The following is a 20133-nucleotide window of genomic DNA, read 5'->3' as shown; positions in this document are numbered from 1 at the left end:
TGCAGTAACTATTTATTTGTATGAGCAAACACATTTTGCGTAAATTTTGTTGACAGCACGGTATCGGCCTCCCACTGCTTGGGATAAAAAATCACCACACCGCCCTTTTAGTATCGGTGTGGTGTCGCTAAACAGAAAAGCGTCCGCTGTTTTAGTCTGCAGTTGTCCAAAATTGTTCCGGTATTAAGGCCAGCACCAACGGCGTATCGGAACCGCTGGGTGGAGTATACACAAACTCTGCCGTTTGGCCGGCCTGCAGTACGCCCAATACGGCAGCCTTTTGGTTTCCGATAAAGAAGCTGGCTTTCGGCACCTGGTAAACATTACCGTCAAAGCCCCGGAAAGCTCCCTTAAATATGCTGCCCCGGGGGTTGAGCAGGATACCTGTTTTTACCGGAGAGGATACTTTAACCCGGTAAACTACACCGTAATTACCGATGTTGTTTACCGCATCCCCGGTAAGGGGGTCCATTCCTTCCAACCAACTGTCAAAGCCCCTTTCTTCCTTACCGAGGATGACTTTTTCCATGCTCTCGCCATTTGCCCGGATTGTTACCAGACAGTCCCCACTGGGGAAGACCCCTCTTATTTGCGGTGGGCGAGCGGGCAGAGCGGGTAAGGAAAGTAGGTAATCAATTTTCTCTTCCAGTAACTGCTGCGGTGTTTTCTGCGTGTCACTTGTGGCTATTGGCTCAACCAATATCTCGGTGTTACCCTCTGTTTCTTCCGGTTCTTGTTCCGGCACAGGCTCGGGCTGGGGCGGATTTTCCGGACCCATGACAACACTGATGGTGACGGTGCCGTCAGCCCAAAAATCCTGCATGCCGGTGACTGCCTCACCTTTATTTAAATGCCGTAGGCCCTGGTTGAGAATGATCTTTTCTCCCGGTTTTATAGTGACGGTAGAAGATGAAGCTGAGGACAAATAGCGCATTGATACCGTCTGCCCCAGGCTCATATAATCCTGGGTGGGACCCCCTACCCCGGACTTCAAAGTTTTTAAGGTCACCGGACGGGTACCCTTGTTTTCTACTATCACATACAGATACTGCTTTTCGTCAAAGCCGTTTAAGTGGTGATAAAAAAGCCTAAAATCGCCTGAAGCTTCACTTTGGTAAAGAATGCCCGGCTGGGTTACCACTTCCGGACTGTTGCTTATATGGAGCACCGGCCCGGTAAACTCAAAGCCGGTATTTTCATTGGCCGGCAGCCGGTTAAAGTTTACATTCTCAGCATTTTCGTATAACTCACCGTAAAGGGGATTAGTGAATTTAAATTCCCTTTCGCTTATAAGAACCTCATCTGATACGGTAAACCTTGCGGTGGCGGTTTCGCTCCATTTTCCCGCGGCATCTTTTATTCTTAAAGACAAAATGTATTCACCGGGACGGAAAAATGCCCGGGGTTTACCGCTTACCGCCTGGCTGTCACCGACAAACCGGCAGAACCACTCTTCGGCAACGATAGCCTCGCCCGGTTCATTATCGTATGTGTAAAAATAGTGGGGTGTTTCTCCGATTTTAATTTCATCTTTTTGCAGCCCCAGAGAAGTAATCACCGGTGGCATGTTAACCGGCGACTGTTCTGTTGCCCTGGCCTTAGTTAAGGTAATGGTTTTATCTGTATGGTTGTATTCCACTTGCATGTTAAAGTTTTCTGCCAAAAAACGCAGGGGCACCAGGGTGCGCCCGTCCTTGACAAAAGGCGGGCTAGTAATTTCTACTGCTTGATCGTTAACCAAGGCCTGTCCTGCTTCCAGGGACAACTTAACTTGTATGTCGCCCTGGGCCAGTTCAATTTCTTTAGTAGTGGGTTCCCATTTTACCGCCGCATCAAGCACTTTTTCGGCAACGAAGCGAATAGGCAAAAAGGTCGTGCCATCCACTACTTCGGGCGGTACATCCAACCGGTAGGGAACATCGTTCAATAATGCCTCATTGCTGCCCAATGTCAATACTACCCTTTGGTCAGGGGCTGCTTTTGTTTCTTCGGCACCTGCTGGGGTATCGGCCAAGCATAGCGAAGGAAGCGCTAATAATGTGGTTAAGCAAAAAGCTGTACATAGTTTTTTAAGTTTCATATTTGCCTCCATTTACTACATTTTCCATAATTTTTATTGATTATCAATTATTAGACGTTTTTCTACACCAAATTGTTTCATACCTGCCATGGGGACGGTTCTCTTGGCCGGTAAAAGCTGCCGGGCATCGCCAATTAAATTTAAAATTGGCCGGTTATGGAGGTAATGCATAAACGGTGTTTGATGCTGCTGGGAAATTGACGGAAGTACAATGTCTGCTTTAAAATACAACAAACTAAAGGGAGGTTTTTTCATTGAGAAAAATTCTTGCACTGTTGCTGATTCTCATGATGAGTATAGTATTTGTTGTTGGGTGTGGAGATGTAGAACTTCCGGCAGAGGACACAGGTGTGCAAGAAGAATTACAAAAAGATGCAATGGATGATGATAATGACAATGACGATGATGATAATGATGATGACAAAGAGAAAGACGATGATGATGATGATAAATAAAGTTCGCTAAAAATATAGAGAGACTCCTTAAAGGGGAGTCTCTTGGCTTTTTAGTGACCGGCCACGGGGACGGTTCTTTTGGCCGGTATAAAAAGTGCCAGGGGCTTTTTGGTGTTACTAAAAATCGGTGCCTGGCACTGATTTAAAGCTATACGTTAAGCAAATAGTTGTTTTTTCCTCCAGCTGCCCCAGCGATAATAAGCGATTGAGCATAAACAACTGATGAAAAGGCTAATGCCGATACCTAAGGCAATTCCTAATTCTCCAAATATAGAGGACACGGAATAGGTCAAGGGAACGCGCAATACCCATAATGAGATGATGTTTAAAATTAATACTTGGAACATTGCCCCTGACCCGCGAACAACTCCGTTTAAGATAAAATTAAAGCCTAAAAAGGGATAAAAGAAAGCAATTGTCTTTAAATACAATGTACCAAAGGCTACACTGCCTTCGTCTTGAATAAATAACCTAATCAGAGGTTCCGCCCAAATGAACAATATGACAGCAATTGTTAACATAATGCAAATATTATATATCAGGCCTATTTTGGCAATTTGCGATACGCGCGGCCATTTGTTTGCCCCGATATTTTGCGCGGCCATGGCATTTACGGCGGTACCAAGTGCCGCTGCCGGCAATAAAATAATGCTGTCTAAGCGTTGGGCGGCGCCAAATCCTGCTACTGTTTGCGCCCCAAAAGTATTTACCACAGATAAAATGGCAGTGGTGCCCGCACAAATGACAATCATTTGTATTCCTGAGGGTATGCCTAATTGTAAAATTGTTTTTATTTCCATCCATTTCGGGGACTGAATTTTGAAGGAAAATTTTTTAAGCCTTTTGGCTAAATAAAAAATACTGTATGTAACCGTCACTGTTTGTGCCAGTACTGTGCCATAGGCAGCACCGGCAATGTCTAAGTCAAAAGCCACAATAAACAGCGGGACCAAAACAGTATTTAGTACCGTTGCCAGTAAGACAAAATATAGCGGCGTTTTGCTGTCTCCGAATGCCCGCAGCAATGTGCCGATAAAGTTATAACCTACTAAAAATAAGGTGCCGATAAAACTGATTTGCAAGTAAACTTTTGCCTTAGGGATGATCGAGGTCGGTGTATTGAGGAAATCCAGTAGCGGTTCGGCAAAAATGTAGCCCAGGCCCCCAAAAGTCAACGATAAGATACCTAATATAATGACAAAGGTATTTAAGTAGGACTTTATTTCATCCTGAGCGTTTTTGCCTCTCAATTGGGCAAAGATGGTTAAAGTGGCGTTGTTCAGCCCCAGTACAAATGCCAATACCACGGTCATCACCGTCGTGCCAATCGTTACCGCGGCAAATGCCGTACTCCCCAGCAAGTTTCCTACCCATAGGCTGTTAATCAATTGCGTCGATGCCTGCAGTAAGTTCGTTAATAAAATAGGCAGTGAAAATAAATAAAGCTTTTGATAGATTGGTCCTTCCGTAAAATCTTCTCTCAAAATAACTCGCCTTTCTATAATTAATTTTGTGCCGCAAAGATAAAAATTGCCGGGCATTTATATGCCTTTTTCTTACTTGCGCAAGAAATTAAAGCAATTTTCAATTTATTTACTCCCGCATATCATTAAATATTTTTCTATATTTCTCCAGATAATCCCTTGAAACCTTTTCAAAATGCCTAGCCGTTAAGTTAGTTCGGCAATAATAAAATCCCCGTTCCAAAACAAGAAGGCAATTATATAGGGGCATTGCTAAAACCGGACCGGCTGACAATGACTAAAACCATGATAAATATCTCTCTACCCCGTCAAAAATACCGTATCTGTGGCAGGAAATAGGGACACCCCTTTCGAAAAAACAAGTGGGGTGTCCCTTTTTCACTAAAGACTACTTTTTTGCCGACCAAGCCATCTGGGTTGGCGACATATGGCTTCGGTCATTGATACCTTGGAAACATTTCTCTAAATGCTTTTCTTCATAGGGAGCAGTAACCAGGCTGACTGCTACCATCACAATTAGCCCGACAGGCAGGGAAATTACCATAGGATCAATAATGTTCCATGGGAAGCCGAACAAGTAAGGCTTGCCGAAAATCAGCTGGGACACCCCAAAAATTACCGCTTCTTTCTGGTGGACAAACAATACACTTAAAATGAAGATTGCCGATCCGGCCACCATTCCGGCTATAACCCCCTCTTTGGAAGCCCTGGGCCAGTAAAGAGCTGCAATGTACATGGGCAGAAAGGCGGAGGCACACAGCCCGAAAAACATGGCGGTGGCAATGGCGATAATGCTGCCCGGCAGCTTAAAGCCCAGTATCAGGGTAACAACTAAACCAACCAGCACCCCCATCCGGGTAAAACCGGTTGTATTGGCCCGATCCGTGCCGTCTTTCCGCTGGATAAGATCTCTCACGGAAGTGCCGATGACGTGGAACTGGCCGCTTAAAGTAGACATGGCTGCAGACAACAGGCACAACATGAACAAATAGGCAAACCAATCAGGCAGTGCATCGGCGATAAACATAGGAATTATTTTATCAATATTGGGTGTCCCGGTAGCAGGATCCGTAACCATAGCCAGGGAAATCTTACCGTATAATTCATAGAAATAAGCATTGGACAAAGATCCTACCACAAAAGCGACTCCCGTCATGAACAAAATGAAGATGCCCCCTACAATTACCGCCCGGTTTACGTCAGTAGCGCCTTTTAAAGTCATAAACCTGACGGCCAGGTGAGGCTGAGCCAGCACGCCAATTCCTACACCCAATACCAAAGTGGTCATCACATAAAGCCAAATTTCAGAGCCGAAAACAGGCATCGAGGTCCAGCCGGTATGCCCTTGAGCGGCTAAAGTTTCCGGCACCAGATGGGACATATTCGTCAGCTTTTGGTGAGCTTCTTTAATACCGCCTAGAGCACTATAGGTAGAAAAGATCAGAATTACCATCCCGACAAACATGATCGTCGCCTGCACCGCATCAGTGTAAATGATCCCTTTCAAGCCCCCGTAAAAAACGTAAATTCCTACCAATAGGGCAAAAATGATCAGTGCCAAAGCATAATTGACATTAATGGCCTGTTCCAGAAAACGGGCACCGCCGATCATTACCGCTGCGGCATATAAAGGCATGGCTAACGCAATCAAAGCAGCACTGTAGCCTTGGATGAATTTAGAATCAAATCTTTTGGCCATGAGCTCCGGAAATGTCTGTGCCCCCAGATTGGTGCCCATAATTTTGGTTCTTTTGCCGAAAAACACAAAGGCAACGAATACTCCGAAAATAATGTTGCAGGCAGTAAGCCACAACAGACTCATGCCGTACATACCTGCTGCACCGCCAAATCCGACAATGGCAGAAGTACTGATAAAAGTAGAACCGTAAGACAAAGCCATTAAGGCCGGATTTACCGAACTGCCGGCAATCAAATAATCCTTGGCATTTTTGGTGTGCCGGTAGCCCAGGTAGCCACAAAAAGCAATGATTAAGGTGTAGACACCTACCATAATATAAAAGGTATACTGACCCATTATCTAACCTCCCCTTATTTACTTCTGTTCCAGTTAATCACACCATATAACACACAGCCAACGGTACCTAGCACACTGGCCAGGTATGCCGCGACAATCCCCCAATCTGTTAATCCCAGCACCGGGCCTCACCTCCTTCGCTTTTTATAATGAAAAAACCCCCGCTTTCATCCCTTCAGGGACGAAAGCAGAGGCTTCCGCGGTACCACCCTAATTGGTTAAAGACAGTCTTTAACCCACTCTAACGATAACGGCTTATCCTAAATTAAAAAACTTTTCACCCCGTTTAGGGGCGAAAAGTTTCGCGTTACCACCCTAATTAACCTAATAACTAATATTTAGGTTATCTCTTGCAGGGTACAGGATAAGTCCGATACCCTCTTCCTTTTAACGGCGGAAGCCCCGGCACAACCTACTTGCCTTTAAGGTTTCAGTTGGCAACTCAGGAGAGAACTTCGATTAATCATGTCTTAGAAGAGCTTTCAGCCGATGACTCTTCCTCTCTGAAAGACTGGGGTTAATCTACTTTTCTCCGTCATTGTTTTTCGCAGATATAAAAATTTAGAAAAGATTGTAGCACAGGAGCAAAGATTATGCAAGGGATTTTTTATAAATTGTTTGAATAATTATGAGGGCTTGGGCATTAAAAAAATCTGTTGTGATTGTTGTATTTAAAAAGAATCAGCTTATGAATGATAACATAGTCTATGCAGTATTTCAGCGTTTTGATACGTTGGATGTTTAAAAGAATGAAGTTTTTTCTTTAAGCTGAACACTAACGTATTTTCATTAAGTGAAGAACAATCTTTGGTTTCTATACACCGGAGGGATTCGTTGAATGTCTTTTTCTCTTTCACTAAAAGTGCCAGGCACCTTTTGGAAATCGTTAGAAAAGGATGCCTGGCACTTAGCATCATGTTATTCAGTTATGGATTAATAATTCTCCTTGCGCATTTCAAAGAAAGCTTGGGGGTGTTTGCAAACCGGACATACTTCCGGAGCGCTTTTACCCTTTACAAGATTCCCGCAAACGCGGCATTCCCATGTAACTTCTTCATCTTTTTCAAAAACCCGTTTCAGCTCTACATTTTTTAATAAAGCACGGTAGCGCTCTTCGTGGGCTTTCTCAATGGCAGCAACCCTGCGGAATTTTTCCGCCAGTTCTGTAAAACCTTCCTCCTCGGCATCTTTTGCAAAACGTTCATACATATCTGTCCACTCATAATTCTCACCTTTTGCCGCCGACAAAAGGTTTTCGGCAGTGTTGCCTAAGTAGCCAAGCTCCTCAAACCACAGCCGGGCATGCATCTGTTCATTTTCTGCAGTCTTTAAGAAGATTTCGGCTATTTGCTCATAGCCTTCCTTTTTGGCTACTCTGGCAAAATATGTGTACTTATTTCTTGCCATACTTTCCCCGGCAAGTGCTTCCAACAGGTTTTTCTCCGTCTTCGTTCCGGCATATTTATTAGCGGGCTTTTCGTTTTCCTCAATTCTTACAAATACTGAGGCCGGCTGTTTACATCTAGGGCACTTAAAGTCCTCCGGTAATTCTCCTTCATGAATATACCCACAAACAGTACAACGGTATTTTGGCATTTTGCATCCTCCTTGTTTTCCTTTAATTTAACATTACGGGTACGTTTCTTGTAACCGGTTGGCCTGCCAAAAGCACATTTCCATAGCAGGTAGGTTAATTATGGTTTTTAGAGTCTTCTGCAAAAATAAGCCAAATCCTGCCTTATTTTTGCAGAAGAATAAATATCTAAATTGCAATTTCTTGCCAGGTGTATTGCTAAGCTGTAAATACAAATGAAAAGTGACACTTGCCGCCGTAACGTCAGACTGTGTAAATAACAAGCATGTTTTTGCTTGTAGCTCCACACTGCCGTCCATTATTCCCCGATTTTGGTAATTTGATACGCAATTGTCGAGGGTAAGAACCCATGGTAGGTTTATATTCCTTCTCTACAAGGGAAAAAAGAAGTTATAATTAAAAGGACTTTTGGCAATTCCAGAGAATTAGGATTTATAATTAGCATAGTTCTTCTTTCACTGAAATATCCTGTATCAGTAGCCCTAATCGGGATACATTATAAAAGCAACTCTATATTTAATTTAAAAACATTATTATTCTATGAGTCGATCTTAACATACACCCTGAAAGGTGAATAATAAATGGAACAAACTGGTATTTTCGAAAATGCTCTGGCATTTTATGCAGAAAGGTCATTTTCGAAAAATCTTAGGCGAAAATTTATCCGGTTAACTATCACAACCATAATGGAATCAATGGAGTGGGTCTTTACACCGTAGTCGGTTACATTCCATTCCCCGATGACAAGGGGACTGAAACTTTACAATAGAAACAGGCTTGTCCTGTACCAAGGCAGTGTTACATTCCATTCCCCGATGACAAGGGGACTGAAACGCGGCAATGCTATCGGCTCCGGATTGCTTTTTGGAGTTACATTCCATTCCCCGATGACAAGGGGACTGAAACTCGGTATCATGTCGATGTGTTCGAGTTCTCGGGCGAGGTTACATTCCATTCCCCGATGACAAGGGGACTGAAACTCACAGTGGAAGAGGACGAGATCGGTAACCAGGTTGGTTACATTCCATTCCCCGATGACAAGGGGACTGAAACATGTACCCGGGACAGCCCAACAGCCCGCAGACGGAGCGTTACATTCCATTCCCCGATGACAAGGGGACTGAAACCATCGACACCGTGAAAATGGCAATCGTGCAACCCCGGCGTTACATTCCATTCCCCGATGACAAGGGGACTGAAACGGTGGCGGCCCGGAGCCCCTCCCTAAACGTTCCGGTTGTTACATTCCATTCCCCGATGACAAGGGGACTGAAACAGGGCGCAGCATGATGTACTGCGGAAGGCTTTTGCCGGGTTACATTCCATTCCCCGATGACAAGGGGACTGAAACCTATTATTTTTGAGACTACTGAGAGTGGAGTAATCAGTTACATTCCATTCCCCGATGACAAGGGGACTGAAACCCCTGACGTAGGAATTATATCCCCGTGGACGCCTGTAAGTTACATTCCATTCCCCGATGACAAGGGGACTGAAACGGCTTATGAGATGACCGGGTTAGGGAAGACTTGCACGAGTTACATTCCATTCCCCGATGACAAGGGGACTGAAACAAAACAGAAAAATCTAAACGCGTTGTCCCACTTCCTGGTTACATTCCATTCCCCGATGACAAGGGGACTGAAACTCCACCGTAGCGCCGTCAGACTGTGTGAAAACCTCATAAAATCCACAAAACCATGGCACCTTCTGGTAGAATGATAAATAAAGGGAGGTGCCATTATGGCATATATAAAGGGAGAAGATCGCAACCAACTTACATTGTTTCCCAATAGTATTGATGAATATATAAGTGACGATAATCCGGTACGAGTAATAGAGGCTTTTGTAGAAAGCCTTGATATGATAGAGTTAGGCTTCACACACGCCCAAACCCATTCAATCGGTAGACCCCCTTATGACCCGCGGGATCTGCTCAAACTTTACCTTTATGGTTATCTAAATGGTATTCGCTCTTCACGCAAGTTAGAAGCTGAAGCCCATAGAAATCTGGAAGTAATCTGGCTGCTCTCCAATCTTAAGCCCGATTTTAAAACCATAGCTGACTTTAGAAAAGATAACAAGAAAGCTCTTCAAAAAGTCTTTAAGCAGTTCAACCTTCTCTGCAGAGAATGGGAATTATTCGGCCAAAACGTAGTAGCTATCGATGGTTCCAAATTCAGAGCAAGCAATTCCAAAAAAAATAATTACAATAAAAAGAAACTAAATAGACTGCTCAAACACATAGATCAAAAGATAAACGACTACCTAAATGAGCTGGACAAAGGGGACCGGTGTGAAGAAGATACCCACAAACCTACCGCTGAAGAAATTGCCCAGCGTATAAGAGAACTCAAAGAGCGCAAAGAAGATTATGAAAAGAAACTGCAGACTATTGAACAAACTGATGTTACAGAAATATCTACAGTTGACCCAGACGCCAGACAAATGTCAGTCAATAACAACGGTACAAACATCTGCTACAATGTTCAAACTGCCGTTGATGGAAAGCACTCCATGATAGTAGATTACGATGTCATAAACAATCCCACGGATCATGGACAGTTAAGCCAAATGGCTAAACGGGCTCAAGAAATACTAAATAAAAGGGAACTACATATTCTGGCCGATAAAGGATATTATTCTGCAGCAGAATTAAAGGAATGTGAAAAAGCCGGATTAAAAACCTACGTGGCTAAGCAAAAATTCTCCAATGCAACGGAAGATACAGATTTCTATGCAGACAAATTTACTTATGATAAGGAACATGATTATTACATATGCCCTGCCGGGCAAACTTTGCTACCTGCCGGTTATCGTAAATCTAAAGGGAAAACAATCGGGCGAAATTATCGAAACTACAATGCTTGCCAAGCTTGCAAACTTAAGGACCGCTGTACTAAATCAGTACGTGGAAGAACGATAACCCGACATATTGACCAAGACCTTCTTGATAAAGTAGACCAACGAACACGTGAGAACAAAGAACTATATTTAAAAAGGCAAATGATAGTTGAACATCCCTTTGGTACTATCAAGGGTATCTGGGGTTTTGGTCACTTTATTACGCGCGGCCTGGAATCTGTAAAAACAGAGTCAGGTCTAGCTTTTCTTGCCTACAATTTGAAAAGAGCAATAAATATCCTGGGTGTTAAGGAATTTGTAAGGAGGTTACAGGAAGCATAGAGGAGGTTACCTCCTTTGGTTTCATTTTAATTACCAAAATTCGGGAATAATGAACGGCAGTGTGAATTTATAAGCAAAAACATGCTCGTTATTTACACAGTCTGACGTGGCGCGGCTCACGTGCAACTTCAGTTACATTCCATTCCCCGATGACAAGGGGACTGAAACGGAGGATGGTATCTTCGTTTTGAAGTAAATATTCTTTCTGTTACATTCCATTCCCCGATGACAAGGGGACTGAAACATTTCCTTGAAATATAATGCCTGCCGAAAGCTCGGTTACATTCCATTCCCCGATGACAAGGGGACTGAAACAAACTTGAGATACCCATGCCAGATGAGAAGGATTATAAGTTACATTCCATTCCCCGATGACAAGGGGACTGAAACTGTAATGTCCTTACTTCTGTCCTCATGGCTGATAAGAGTTACATTCCATTCCCCGATGACAAGGGGACTGAAACTGCAAGGAAAATACCAAAAATTCCAATGGCAATAGGTGCAGTTACATTCCATTCCCCGATGACAAGGGGACTGAAACAGATGCTGCGTTCAAAATACTTATCGAAGCGGGAATTGTTACATTCCATTCCCCGATGACAAGGGGACTGAAACAGTTCCAGGTAAGGACGTACTCTAAATTTTCTTGCGGGGTTACATTCCATTCCCCGATGACAAGGGGACTGAAACTGTCTTTTATTTGGTTTATCAGCTATCAAATTAACAGGTTACATTCCATTCCCCGATGACAAGGGGACTGAAACACGGCAATGAGCAGCAAGCCACCTTTGTCAACGATTCGTTACATTCCATTCCCCGATGACAAGGGGACTGAAACGCGTGCGCTGGCCGCAAACGCGCAAACTGAAACTGTGTTACATTCCATTCCCCGATGACAAGGGGACTGAAACAAGCTTGCAGATCTTCAACATCTTGAGTAAATAAACCGTTACATTCCATTCCCCGATGACAAGGGGACTGAAACCGGCAGTCATGGGGCGCTTACGGATGTTTGCTTTTTGTTACATTCCATTCCCCGATGACAAGGGGACTGAAACTCCAAGGCCAGTCCATACTTCACCCACACAACCCGAGTTACATTCCATTCCCCGATGACAAGGGGACTGAAACCTTTTGTCATTTTTACATAAGAGCCGATACTTTGACGGCTCTTTTTTATTTTGGTTCCGGTAATTCCTAAACAACTATAATTTTCATTATTCGAAAATAAGGGATTAAATGGCTTAACAAAGATTGAACGCAGCTATCAAATGCATCCACAGTAAAATTATTCAAACCCCATGACTTTTGTAAAGTTTTAACTAAATTAAGCAGGGAAAGAGTACAAAAATAACTAAATATTACTATAATTCTCAAAGCTTTGGAGGAAATAACTAATGTTGGAGCATTTTAAAATAGCCTGTTACCGTTTGGAGTTAATTGCCGGTGATGCCGGCCTCATTTTACCTCGCTACAAAGGTTCAACCTTACGTGGTGGTTTTGGTACCGCTTTTAAAAAAATTGCCTGCGCCCAAAGTCATTTAGACTGCAAACTCTGCATTTTGACACAGCAATGCCCGTACGCTTACATTTTCGAAACTGCTCCCCCAGAAAACACTCAGGCACTGCGAAAATACGAAGACATCCCCCGACCTTTTATTTTGGAACCGCCTCTGGAAACAAAGACCCAATACCAACCAGGAGAAAGGCTTTCCTTCGGGTTAGTTTTAGTAGGGCGTGCCATTGAATACTTGCCTTACTTCATCCTAGCTTTTAAAGAACTTGGGGAAATTGGCATTGGTAAAGGCCGCCGCCCTTTTCAATTAGATAGAATTTTGGCAATCAGCCCCATCAACAACCAGGAACAGGAGATCTACCAGGCAGCTACCGGGAAAGTATATAACCATAATCTAACTGCAACAGGAAAAGCTCTTATCCAAACATTCGGTTCTGCCTCAAATAATTTGCTCACTATCCATTACCAGACTATGACCAGGATCAAGCACGAAGACAAATTTGTTAAATATATTGAATTCCATATGTTAATCAGGGCTTTATTACGACGTCTATCCTCATTTCTATACTTTCACCATGGCATGGAATGGGATACAGATTTTCGTGCCTTGATCAATGAAGCAGAAACAATAACCAGAATTAACGATAGTACACGGTGGGTGAACTGGGAAAGGTACTCTAGCCGCCAAGAAGCAAAGATGCGTCTGGGGGGATTAGTGGGACAAGTCACTTATGAAGGGGAATTCAGGCAGTTTATGCCAATACTTAAGCTCGGTGAACTGGTCCATGTAGGCAAGGCAGCAACTTTTGGAATGGGGAAATACCAACTGTTGCTATAAAGGAGGATTAGTTGCATTGGTTTTGAGTAAGATTAAAGGTTCTTCTGTACAACGCTCCCGTTTTGCCCGCATTTACTATATTGATCAACAATTGCGGAATCAACAGTATCCCAATGTACCAAAATTGGCTGAGAAATGGGAGGTTCATCGCCGTACTATTGAACGTGATATTGAGTTTATGCGCGACCGGTTAGGAGCTCCCATCGCTTATAGCCGCCATCGGATGGGCTATTATTATACCAAAAAAGATTTCCAACTGCCATCAATTAATCTGACGGAGGGAGAAATGGTAACTCTTTTTTTAGGACAAAAGCTGCTAAGCCAGTGCGCAGGGACTGCACTGGAAGAGCCTGTACGCAGCGCCTTTGAAAAAATCTGCCTATTTCTTCCTCAAGGGGTTTCTGTAGATTTTGATACTCTAGAACAAGTTATTTCCTTTGATGTACAGCCTTTACGAGGACCAGAACAACAAGTGGCCCAGATTTATCATCAATTGGCTATCGCAATTCAAAATAAAAAGGTCGTTTGGGTAAAGTATCACAGTATGTGGCGAAACGCCATAGAAAACCGTTACATAGACCCTTACCATTTACGCTATTTCCAAGGAGCATGGTACCTCATCGGTTATTGCCACTTAAGAAAGGATATCAGAATTTTTGCCTTGGACCGGATCAAGAAACTTATCGTAACTGATAACACTTTTACTCCCCAGCCTGACTTTTCTCTTCAAGAATTTCTGCAATCCAGCCTTGGAATCGAAGTTGGCAATAGCCTGGAAGAAGTGATTATCAAATTTGACCAGTACCAAGCCCGCTGGATCCAGGAACGTCAGTGGCACCCCAGCCAGGTACTTGAACCTCAAACAGACGGTTCTCTTATTATGCGACTGACAGTCAGCGGCCTAGGAGAGGTAAAACGATGGATAATGAGTTTTGGTTCTCATGCCGAGATACTGGCTCCGGCCAGTCTCAGGGAGGAAGTAAAACAAGAAATTGAAGCTATGCGAAAGGCTTACCAATCAAGCCCTTCGTAAAGGGGGAGCGAAAATATGTTCCCGACTGTGTTTGTCGGGGTAGCCGATCTATTATTTTAGGTAATAAGTAGAGCTAATGCTAATAAATAAAAGAATTGATTTACTAGTAAAGGAGGTTGCGACGATGGGCGCTGCCGCCCAAAATAATGGTAACTCGCCGATACTTGACTGGACAGGCCACCCGCTGGTAGATGTAGGCATAGCTACCCTTTGTGCCATGGTAAATAAGGATGATCCCAGGAAATTAACACTTACTGACTTGGATCATGCTGCTGATGAAATGGCCGAATACTATTTTAGCGGTCTCATGACCAGCTATAATTCCTGTGTTTTCACCATGAACGCCTATGATAACGCTACTTCCTCACCAAAAACAAAAAAAGAATATGAAAATAGAGTGCTTCGTGCCCACCGGAGTACAGGAGATGCTGGAGCAAAAGGACTGACATGTCCTTTTTCCGGAAAACCAGCCACCCACCTTATTGAGCGTAGACAAATGCCTATGCTTACCGGGGAAAATGTGCTGAATTTCTTCCCTTCCCTTAGAGGTGCACTTCCAATAGCAGGACCTTACTTGGTAGCACTGCAGGCATTACCTTTGGGCGGTAGGCGGGTGGAAGGAAAGCTTCTTGTCGCCCATAGTGATTATCCTCCGTTGACTATAGACTTTGCCACACGATATTTGCAAGATAACCGCCGTTTATTGGGTGCATTGCGAGACAATCGTTTACTCCAACAAAATGGACCGTCACCATACCTGGAAAGAGAACACGCTGTCTGGGATCCCGGGAAAAAACGGCCTAAATATCCTGATGCTAAAGGAGCAGAAACTCTCATCGCTTCCGATTTAATGGAATTATGGTCTAAAAGGCATGAATCTTTTGTTAGAGAACATCCGGTTTCTATAACTGCTTACTGGCTGAGCAATTCAGGACAAGGTCCGTCATTAGAAGTTTTCTATTTACCATCTCAGCTAATACGTTTTTTGTCACTAGCTAATCTGGTTTCCTATAACAATTATTGGCAAACCTTGCTATCCAGAGGTTGGAATAAACCTGTTGGTTCTGGCCATAGTATCCCCGGCGGCCCGGGACGATCCCGTAACAATGTACTAGCAGATCTATTGGATATCTACAATGACAGTTACCTCAATATCGAAGCAGCGAAAACTTTTTTGCGCCGTCATTTATTGAGAGCCGCTCCCCAACGTTTATTTTCCGCAGACAGCAAGGACTTCGAAGGACGTCTAAATAGTCCAGAGATAGTCTGCTGGCCTTTAACCGAACTATTTATCAAGGAGGTGATGGGCATGGATCCACGTCATATTCAATCGATTAAAAATTTTGCCGATACCCTGGCAGCTCATATTGAACAAACCAATGACAAAAATCTGTTTCGACAAATCGTTTATAGCCGTCACCCTTGGCAATTGCGTAGTGCTCTAACCAAAGCCCAGCGTAACGAGGCGAAAACCAACAATAAACTCTTGTTTGGATTGGATGAATACCTTGAAGTCTTTGAAGCGGAAGACTTGGTAGGTAAATCAGATTGGAGCCTAACCAGAGATTTGATTTCCATTCGCTTGGTAGAACAACTTTACAAGCATCACTGGTTTGAAAAGGATGACAACAAAGAACTGTTGGACGACCTAGAAAGCCAAGAAGTTTCTTAAAAATTTAAAATCTTGTGAAGGAGGAAAAATAGATGGCTTTCGTGACCGGCTTGCTTGTTATTGATGCTCCCGCCTCTGCGTTAAATAATGCAGGAGCTGATCAAAGAGCAACAACAGATAATACCGTTGTCGTTAAAAAGATTCGTACACCTGAAGGAACTAGACCATATGTATCTGCTCAGGCTTTTCGTTACTGGCTACGCAATACTTTGGAACATAATTTCGAACAGTGGGTAGCCGCACCCGTATTCAGGGAAGACAAAATTGCCTACACCGATGCTAACCCGATTGAAAACTGGGATGATGATCTATTTGGTTACATGCGGGCACCTTCTAAAAAAGGAGATAGGTCAAAAAATGTCAATGCCACTCCTTTAGAAAAAAACCGTGAGATCACCAGAGTTTCACCTTTCCGGGTCAGTACACTAGTATCCATTTCCCCCACATCAATTATTAATGATTTTGGCACCATGTCCCGGCATGACGGTGATTCCGTTCCTCATGAACATGAGTTTTACCGTGCCCATTTACAGGGATTGTTTTCTTTGGATCTCACCAGCGTTGGCACTTTTTACGATACTGAAAAAGTAGGATACAAAAACCTAGACAGTAACCGCAGGAAAGCAGCCCAAGAAAGCAACTGTCAAGAAGTAATAGTTCGTAAACAAAAAGCTTGGCGATTGCCTTTTAAGGAAAGAAGTGAACGGGCTGCCACCTTAATTGAAGGTATTGCCCAACTAGACGGGGGAGCCAAGCAGGCTCTTCATTACACAGATGTTGCCCCTTCCGTAGTATTTGTAGCAATAACCAGAAACGGCAACCATCCTTTTTACCGAGTTTTTAGATCCTCCAATATATACCAAACAGAACTGCATTTAGAAGCTTTGAAGGAGATCCTCCAAGTTTATCAGGAAGACTTTCTATCTGATATTTATATTGGCTGGGCAAAAGGCTTTTTAGACGAAGAGAGAAGCAAGCTGGAAAAATTCTTATCTGAATACAAAAAATCTGATAACAATACATTAACTATCCAGTTAGGTCATCCCAAACAAATACTTCACCAATTGGCCAAAGCCCTAAGACAAGAAAAAAATGCCGGGTGGTACCAGTGATTGTAGCAAAAATTAGGATAGAAGCACCGGTGGTTTCTTTTCGCTATCCTCATTTTCTCATTGGTCGGCAGATTACTTTTGATATGCCGCCTCCCTCAACCATTTACGGGCACATAGCCAGCGCCGTGGGAGATTGGATTGAACCTGAACCATTACGGTTTGCTTATCACTTTACTTTTAAAGCAAAAGGAAGTGACTTGGAACATCAGCACATCATTACCAGAGGGAAAAGGGATTTCAAATTAGATGGCAAGAAGTACCCTACCTCAACCACCGGGGTCGTCCAACCCCATTACCGGGATTTTCTCTACGACTGCAGCTTAACCCTTTATCTCCATCCGCCGGAGTTGGCAGAGGCTTTTAGAAACCCATGTTTTTGTGTCAACTTTGGGCGTTCTCAGGATCTGGCGAGGATAGTTACCGTGGAAGAACTAGAACTTGAAAAAGCTAAGGGAGCCTACTTAGAAAGTACTTTACTGCCATTTAGCATGCGGAAATATACAGGTAAAGGTATTACCGTGCTGATGCCCCGTTATATTACTCCGCCACCGGAACGGGAGCCCAGCTTTGGCAGATATATAATCCTCCATGAAAGGCTTTTTGCAGGGGAAGTAGATACACCACTGCAAAAGCTGTTGCAATATGAGGGAGATTGGTGGTGGGTTGACCCATCCACCCCTATCCGAGAAGGTGTCCATAAAGGAATTGTTTTTCACTCTTTTGTGGGGGGTGAAGAAAACGTTTGACCACCTTTGGGCAAAAAGCAGTCAAAATAACCAACCTGGGGAGACTTTGTCGACTCATTTGAAACAGGTTGCTAAGACCATGGAAACCCTTTATTACCGTCAACCTTTTTTGGCATCACTGGCAAAAGAACCCTTGTTGTGGCATAGAGCCATGATATCCGCTCTATGCCACGATTTAGGTAAAGGAGCTGCAGGTTTCCAAGCCATGCTAAGAGGCAAGGGACGCTTCCCCTTCCGGCATGAAGTATTGTCTGCCGGTTTTTTGTCGTGGCTGTTCCGACCCGAAGCCTATGAGGAAGATCTTCCATGGGTAGCTGCCGGAATTTTATCTCACCACAAAAACCTTTCTTACATCAACTTGCACTATCAGGAGCCGGATCCTTGGCTGGATCCCCCTTTACCTGATGTGTTAGAAAGTATAGCCGAACAAATTGATGATGATTTCTACAAAACCATGCCCTGCTTTATCAGAAAGGAAATTCTTCCTATACTAGAGCAGACACCTTTAATTGACAAGGAACGGCTTAATTTTGAATACCCCACGCAAATCTCTCGGCAGGAATTCATTGCTTCAGCACGAGAAGCCATCAGAGCTTTTCGAAAACTTGCTTATGAAATCAACTCTCAAGACTACAACTCACCTTTGGCATTGCAAGGGCGGTTTATCCGCGGCCTCATGTTCTTAAGTGATCATGCCGGGTCTGCTTGGAAAAGTTTTCGTCCCTGTCCTGCCCTGGCGGATTCTGCAGCAATGACCAAAGCAATAGCTTTGGAAAAGTTATACCCACACCAGCAGCAAGCTGCCGAAACAGAAGGCAATGCTATTTTGATCGCCCCCACCGGAAGCGGTAAAACCCAGGCAGCTTTACTTTGGGCTGCCAACAACGTAAAGAAAAAAGATGTCGCACCGCCGGTGTTTTATGTCCTCCCCTATCAAGCAAGTCTTAACGCCATGCGGCTTCGGCTAGGAAGCTTATTTGGCAACGACAAGGTGGTGCTGCAGCATTCCCGAGCCCTGCAAGCTTTGTATCGCCAATTGCTGGAACAGGAATATACTCCGGAATCTGCTAAAGCTTTAGCTCTTCAAGAAATTAACCTTGGCAAGCTGCACGTTTCTCCAATTAGAATACTGACACCCTATCAATTGTTGCGCGGTGCTTTTCAATTGCAAGGCCATGAAGCTTTGTGGACTGACTGCTCCGGAGGCTATTTTATTTTAGATGAAATTCATGCTTACGATCCCTACCGGCTGGGCATGATTCTGGCAATGCTCCAGCATATTGCCAATGATCTATCAGGTAAAGTTTTAGTGATGTCGGCCACGCTCCCAACTATCCTCCAAAACTTATTCAAAGAATTATTTGATTGCCAACATGTTGTCCGAGCCTCTCTAAACACTTACAAGAAGTTTCAACGCCACCGCCTTTATCTCAAACGAGGGGAACTGGTGGATGAACAGGTTATCCAGGAAATTGTACAAAAAGTTAAATCCGGTTTATCGGTATTAGTGGTAGCCACAACAGTCAGTCGTGCACAACAGATCTATGATGCTTTAAGCAATCTCCTTCCTTCTGTACCTTTGGAATTGCTTCACGGCCGTTTTTGCTCCAGGGATCGTTTTGCTAAAGAACAAAAACTACTAGAGAAAGCGGCTACCGGGCAAAAAAAGACGGAATCATATGTACTTGTAGCCACTCAGGTAGTAGAGGTCAGTTTGGACGTGGATTTTGACGTGCTGTATTCAGAGCCAGCCCCTTTGGAAGCCTTGCTCCAACGCTTTGGCCGGGTGAACAGAGGACGCAATTACCCAGAAAGAGACGTTATTGTAATGACCGGTATCCCGAAAGGCTGTCCGGTTTATGATCCTTTATTAGTTGAGCAGGCATTAAAAGTATTAAGCAAAATAGACGGTAGCCTGATTGATGAATCCTTAATTCAAGAATTGCTGGATGAGGTATACTCCCACGACATCGGACTTTGGTGGGAAAATACTGTCCAAAAAGCTTATCGTGACTTTAAGAATAGAATCTTATCCGGTCTTTACCCCTTCGAAACGGATGATAGGATAGAAAAAGCCTTTACAGAATTATTTGAAGGCGAAGAAGTGCTACCAAAAAGCTTGTTAGCAGATTATGAATCCCTATTAAAAATCGAGCCTTTATTATCTTCTGAGCTACTGGTCCCCGTTACTTTGAACCAGTTTAATTACCTATTAAGAAGCAAAAAACTCCAAAGGCTTAAGAACAACATTTGGGTAGCAGACGTAGCATACTGCTCGAAATTTGGGCTACAGTTGAATCGCAATCTGTTAAACCAAAGTACTTAGACAACTTAGCACTCTAATGGGAATGTCATTTTGCATAGGTAAGGGAGGCATCATTT

General features: G+C 43.6%; 14 protein-coding genes, 1 pseudogene, 2 CRISPR repeat arrays and 1 other annotated feature. Of the genes and pseudogenes, 8 read left to right on the top strand and 7 right to left on the bottom strand.

From position 1 onward, the window contains the following. Positions 1-151: 151 nt before the first annotated feature. Together ACZ5NG_RS02815 and ACZ5NG_RS02810 are read right to left on the bottom strand one after the other, a co-directional pair. On the bottom strand, positions 152-2080 hold the full coding sequence (locus ACZ5NG_RS02815; RefSeq protein WP_464252480.1) for a copper amine oxidase N-terminal domain-containing protein: 1929 nt from the start codon (positions 2078-2080) through the stop codon (positions 152-154). A gap of 33 nt (positions 2081-2113) precedes the next feature. Beyond that, positions 2114-2335 carry a hypothetical protein gene (locus tag ACZ5NG_RS02810; RefSeq protein WP_464252479.1) on the bottom strand — a complete coding sequence of 74 codons (222 nt, stop codon included), beginning with the start codon at positions 2333-2335 and terminating at the stop codon, positions 2114-2116. On the opposite strand from ACZ5NG_RS02810, the gene ACZ5NG_RS02805 reads away from it, so the two are divergent. Further along, on the top strand, positions 2335-2535 hold the full coding sequence (locus tag ACZ5NG_RS02805) for a hypothetical protein (RefSeq protein WP_464252478.1): 201 nt from the start codon (positions 2335-2337) through the stop codon (positions 2533-2535). The two genes, ACZ5NG_RS02810 and ACZ5NG_RS02805, sit on opposite strands and share 1 nt — an antisense overlap. A gap of 155 nt (positions 2536-2690) precedes the next feature. On the opposite strand, the gene ACZ5NG_RS02800 is transcribed toward ACZ5NG_RS02805, so the two are convergent. The 5 genes and pseudogenes from ACZ5NG_RS02800 to rbr form a co-directional block, all read right to left on the bottom strand. Beyond that, positions 2691-4076, bottom strand: coding sequence for an MATE family efflux transporter (locus ACZ5NG_RS02800; protein ID WP_464252477.1), 1386 nt, complete (start codon positions 4074-4076; stop codon positions 2691-2693). A gap of 331 nt (positions 4077-4407) precedes the next feature. After that, a complete protein-coding gene (locus ACZ5NG_RS02795) occupies positions 4408-6054 on the bottom strand; it encodes a sodium:solute symporter family protein (RefSeq protein ID WP_464252476.1) in 1647 nt (548 codons plus the stop codon). Positions 6055-6068: 14 nt separating this feature from the next. Next, complete coding sequence (locus tag ACZ5NG_RS02790; RefSeq protein WP_464252475.1) at positions 6069-6176, bottom strand: symporter small accessory protein; 108 nt, start codon at positions 6174-6176, stop codon at positions 6069-6071. A gap of 163 nt (positions 6177-6339) precedes the next feature. Beyond that, positions 6340-6602 (bottom strand) — a binding site (T-box leader). Between the two features lie 95 nt (positions 6603-6697). Next, positions 6698-6805 carry a hypothetical protein gene (locus ACZ5NG_RS02785; RefSeq protein ID WP_464253099.1) on the bottom strand — a complete coding sequence of 36 codons (108 nt, stop codon included), beginning with the start codon at positions 6803-6805 and terminating at the stop codon, positions 6698-6700. A 182-nt stretch (positions 6806-6987) separates the two neighbouring features. Next, positions 6988-7647 (bottom strand): annotated as a pseudogene (rbr, locus tag ACZ5NG_RS02780) (rubrerythrin); the annotation flags it as partial. Between the two features lie 723 nt (positions 7648-8370). Continuing rightward, positions 8371-9296: direct repeats of the CRISPR family, unit length 37 nt; unit sequence GTTACATTCCATTCCCCGATGACAAGGGGACTGAAAC. A gap of 95 nt (positions 9297-9391) precedes the next feature. On the opposite strand from rbr, the gene ACZ5NG_RS02775 reads away from it, so the two are divergent. The 7 genes from ACZ5NG_RS02775 to cas3 all read left to right on the top strand — a co-directional run bounded on the left by ACZ5NG_RS02775 (position 9392) and on the right by cas3 (position 20077). Then, positions 9392-10834, top strand: coding sequence for an IS1182 family transposase (locus ACZ5NG_RS02775; protein ID WP_464252474.1), 1443 nt, complete (start codon positions 9392-9394; stop codon positions 10832-10834). A 131-nt stretch (positions 10835-10965) separates the two neighbouring features. Next, positions 10966-11965: a CRISPR direct-repeat array (repeat unit 37 nt; unit sequence GTTACATTCCATTCCCCGATGACAAGGGGACTGAAAC). Between the two features lie 266 nt (positions 11966-12231). Further along, entirely contained in the window at positions 12232-13188 is a 957-nt protein-coding gene (gene cas6, locus ACZ5NG_RS02770; protein WP_464252473.1) for a CRISPR system precrRNA processing endoribonuclease RAMP protein Cas6, read from the top strand. A gap of 16 nt (positions 13189-13204) precedes the next feature. Continuing rightward, positions 13205-14221: a helix-turn-helix transcriptional regulator gene (locus ACZ5NG_RS02765; protein WP_464252472.1), complete on the top strand. Its 1017-nt coding sequence runs from the start codon at positions 13205-13207 to the stop codon at positions 14219-14221. Between the two features lie 124 nt (positions 14222-14345). Beyond that, entirely contained in the window at positions 14346-15893 is a 1548-nt protein-coding gene (locus ACZ5NG_RS02760) for a hypothetical protein (RefSeq protein ID WP_464252471.1), read from the top strand. Between the two features lie 32 nt (positions 15894-15925). Beyond that, a complete protein-coding gene (cas7i, locus tag ACZ5NG_RS02755; RefSeq protein WP_464252470.1) occupies positions 15926-17005 on the top strand; it encodes a type I-B CRISPR-associated protein Cas7/Cst2/DevR in 1080 nt (359 codons plus the stop codon). Then, positions 17002-17751, top strand: a complete 750-nt coding sequence (gene cas5 / locus ACZ5NG_RS02750; RefSeq protein ID WP_464252469.1) for a CRISPR-associated protein Cas5 — start codon at positions 17002-17004, stop codon at positions 17749-17751. The genes cas7i and cas5 overlap by 4 nt, the downstream gene beginning before the upstream one ends. Further along, positions 17735-20077 carry a CRISPR-associated helicase Cas3' gene (cas3, locus tag ACZ5NG_RS02745; RefSeq protein WP_464252468.1) on the top strand — a complete coding sequence of 781 codons (2343 nt, stop codon included), beginning with the start codon at positions 17735-17737 and terminating at the stop codon, positions 20075-20077. The genes cas5 and cas3 overlap by 17 nt, the downstream gene beginning before the upstream one ends. Positions 20078-20133 lie beyond the last annotated feature (56 nt).

It is taken from the genome of Desulfovectis peckii (assembly GCF_055391705.1).
The sequence above is the reverse complement of the archived record's forward strand: the minus strand, read 5'-3'. Positions and strand labels throughout refer to the sequence as shown.

What these genes read in the sequence shown, in the direction of transcription:
- ACZ5NG_RS02815 (WP_464252480.1), bottom strand. Translation starts at nt 2,080, where the DNA reads ATGAAACTTAAAAAACTATGTACAGCTTTTTGCTTAACCACATTATTA.
- ACZ5NG_RS02810 (WP_464252479.1), bottom strand. Translation starts at nt 2,335, where the DNA reads ATGAAAAAACCTCCCTTTAGTTTGTTGTATTTTAAAGCAGACATTGTA.
- ACZ5NG_RS02800 (WP_464252477.1), bottom strand. Translation starts at nt 4,076, where the DNA reads ATGCCCGGCAATTTTTATCTTTGCGGCACAAAATTAATTATAGAAAGG.
- ACZ5NG_RS02795 (WP_464252476.1), bottom strand. Translation starts at nt 6,054, where the DNA reads ATGGGTCAGTATACCTTTTATATTATGGTAGGTGTCTACACCTTAATC.
- ACZ5NG_RS02775 (WP_464252474.1), top strand. Translation starts at nt 9,392, where the DNA reads ATGGCATATATAAAGGGAGAAGATCGCAACCAACTTACATTGTTTCCC.
- cas6 (WP_464252473.1), top strand. Translation starts at nt 12,232, where the DNA reads ATGTTGGAGCATTTTAAAATAGCCTGTTACCGTTTGGAGTTAATTGCC.
- ACZ5NG_RS02760 (WP_464252471.1), top strand. Translation starts at nt 14,346, where the DNA reads ATGGGCGCTGCCGCCCAAAATAATGGTAACTCGCCGATACTTGACTGG.
- cas7i (WP_464252470.1), top strand. Translation starts at nt 15,926, where the DNA reads ATGGCTTTCGTGACCGGCTTGCTTGTTATTGATGCTCCCGCCTCTGCG.